Here is a 2,415-nt window from a genome sequence, read left to right as displayed (position 1 = left end):
GTACCTAAAAGGTTTTGACATGCAGTCGCTACCTGATGGTGAGTACACCCTGGAAATTGAGAATAACCAGCGAATCGAAATGTTTGTACTGTCTATTATCAATGACAAGCTTTCGATCAACAGGGATAGCCGTCTTGTAATTCACAAGCCAAGCATCAACCAATCTGGCAATAAAGTTGACGTTGCCCTTCAGAAAACACATGAAGAGCCTATGAAACTGTCAATTCTGGACAATACCAATGATATCATTTTTGAAGATACACTGGCTGACAATGGCAACCTGACTAAAAGATACGACATGTCACGTCTTGGGCCAGGCTCATACACTATGAGAATTGACATTGCAGGAAAATACTTTAGCCAGTCTATCAGAATTCAATAAAAACATTCAAAATCTTCATAGGAGAGGGTGAAGGGTCGTCAGGTAAGGGGGCGGCCCTTTTTTATTGCCTCTAAGCTAAACCTTAGACCGGCAGGGGATCAAAGACAGGAATCTATATCACCGATTTAATATATATTGCGGTAATAAACGCTAACACAATAGTTATCAATCCTATAAGCAAATTTAAAACAAATACTTCTGAGGATCTTTCTCCCAAATTAACACCTCCTGTTAAAACTTTTTTAAAAAGGCCTTTCTGATTTCTATATTTAGGAAAAAGTACTAAAAAAGACCACCTGACTACTGCTCCTATAAATTCAAAACCATAAGACCCTTTGTACATACTCATAATTAAATCTGTTTTCACCTCACATTCGCTGCGCTAAACATTTGACCCATGCAGGAGCTATAAATCACTTTCCACTTTCCAAAGGAGGCAATTCATTTTCTATTAGTTGTACATCTGATGCTACAACCGATATGAAAAAACCAGGGATCATCCCTAGGCTCTTCTATATTCCTCTAATGTTTCAATCCTTTGCTATAAAACCAGATCGGGCAGACGCCCTACTTCACTATACGTCTAAGGATCGCTGCACTTAAGCTATGACCAGGGTCAGTTGAAAAGCTTTTCCGTAAAACAATGAAAAACACAAGGGATACTTGCGCCAGTTTATTTGTTTTATATGCCTGATCCAGATTGGAGATTAGGTCTGCTCCTGAGTCACACGAGACCTGATTGCTTCTTCTACAAGACTGTTTAAGGAAGTTTTTGTTTCCATTGCCAAGAGTGCAGCTTTTTGATGCAGTGTAGCCGATATTCTTACATTAAAGCTGCCTTTAAATGGCTTCTCTGGCTTTTTTTCCGCAGCCTTACAATCATTCAGGTAAGTGTCAACAGCTTCTTTAAAGTCTTTCTCCAGTTGCTGCCCTGTCTCTCCCTCGTAAGAGATCAACCCTCTTATTCCTAATACTTTCCCATAGAGTAAATTATCTTCCTGACTATACTCTATACTTCCCGTATAACCTTTGTACTCTAGATATTTCATAGCCCTAATATTTCCTTTACTTGTTTCATTTGATATTTCTTCATAATTCCACTCGGATGTGGCTTATGAAGCATAATCGGTATACCCTTTTTATTTTCGAACTTCACCCGCGACCCTGAGGTCTTTCCTTTCTTAACCTCATTAAAACCAAAGTAGCTTAAAAGCTTCACCATCTCATCATAATGAAAATCAGAAGGCAGTTCTATAAATCTGGTGATTAGCTTTTCTTTTTTAGACATAACCAAAAGTAACTGTATTTAGTTGCATAATCAAATTGTTTTTCTTTTTTACTGCAATCATAAGGCCTTCACATCAAGGATAGTAAAAGAGACATTTCTTCTAATTTTTAGCTAAAAATACCCAAGGTTGGGTATTGACATCGAGGCGTATGAGGGTTTATCTTTAAAGTGTTTGCAAATTTTTCTTAAGGCTGAGAATATTACCGCATCAGTTGGGTAATGGGAGCCAGTAGTATGTATTCTTAGTTATTGCCGTTTAATTGACCAAAAACTTCTTCAAACTATAATAAAACCTCCATCCCCCCCTAAAACCATGAGCGAAAGAGAAAAAAAAGATCATTTAAATAAGTTTAAAAATGCATTGCTCAACGTAAGCCCTGAATACTTTGGGATTCCTGCAATTCATGGACAAGTCCACATGAACGAAAGGGCTTTTGCGTATGAATTATACCACCAACTTCGAAAGATTTATAACGGATCGAATTGGTATGCCAATGGTGAATTAAGAAAAGGACTGACATTATTGCCTAATTACGAACAGGATAACACTCTTATTCCTGATTTAGTTGTTCATCACCATAAGACTACGACTAATAATATAATGGCAATTGAAATCAAATCAACGCCTACTGTAACAGGTTCTCAATTAATTCAAGACTTGAAAAAGCTAGAAATATTTACTCGACCAGGAGAAGGATACTTAAACTATCATATTGGAATTTTACTAGTGATCAATTCAAGCTTC

Annotated in this window: 4 protein-coding genes; 2 read left to right on the top strand and 2 right to left on the bottom strand. The window is 37.1% G+C overall.

The window, feature by feature from the left end:
- Positions 1-382 (top strand): hypothetical protein (locus E1163_RS30445; RefSeq protein WP_221417948.1); only part of this gene is annotated, 382 nt, incomplete at its 5' end.
- Positions 383-1,089: 707 nt separating this feature from the next.
- Here E1163_RS30445 and E1163_RS06440 read toward each other — a convergent pair.
- The gene (locus tag E1163_RS06440; RefSeq protein ID WP_155170618.1) at positions 1,090-1,431 is read right to left on the bottom strand and encodes a type II toxin-antitoxin system HicB family antitoxin; all 342 of its coding nucleotides are present in this window, start codon (positions 1,429-1,431) and stop codon (positions 1,090-1,092) included.
- Complete coding sequence (locus tag E1163_RS06435) at positions 1,428-1,670, bottom strand: type II toxin-antitoxin system HicA family toxin (protein WP_155170617.1); 243 nt, start codon at positions 1,668-1,670, stop codon at positions 1,428-1,430. Before E1163_RS06435 ends, E1163_RS06440 begins: the two co-directional genes overlap by 4 nt.
- Positions 1,671-1,983: 313 nt before the next feature.
- Here E1163_RS06435 and E1163_RS06430 point away from each other — a divergent pair.
- A partial coding sequence (locus tag E1163_RS06430) for a hypothetical protein (RefSeq protein ID WP_155170616.1) occupies positions 1,984-2,415 on the top strand: 432 nt, incomplete at its 3' end.

The sequence above is a fragment of the Fulvivirga kasyanovii genome (assembly GCF_009711405.1).
GTDB classification, from domain to species: Bacteria; Bacteroidota; Bacteroidia; order Cytophagales; family Cyclobacteriaceae; genus Fulvivirga; species Fulvivirga kasyanovii.
Note: the sequence above shows the minus strand (reverse complement) of the source record. Positions and strands in the feature narration are given on the sequence as shown.

Bases quoted from the DNA above. Each gene is read 5' to 3' on its own strand.
- E1163_RS06435 (WP_155170617.1), bottom strand. From the start codon at position 1,670: ATGTCTAAAAAAGAAAAGCTAATCACCAGATTTATAGAACTGCCTTCT.
- E1163_RS06440 (WP_155170618.1), bottom strand. From the start codon at position 1,431: ATGAAATATCTAGAGTACAAAGGTTATACGGGAAGTATAGAGTATAGT.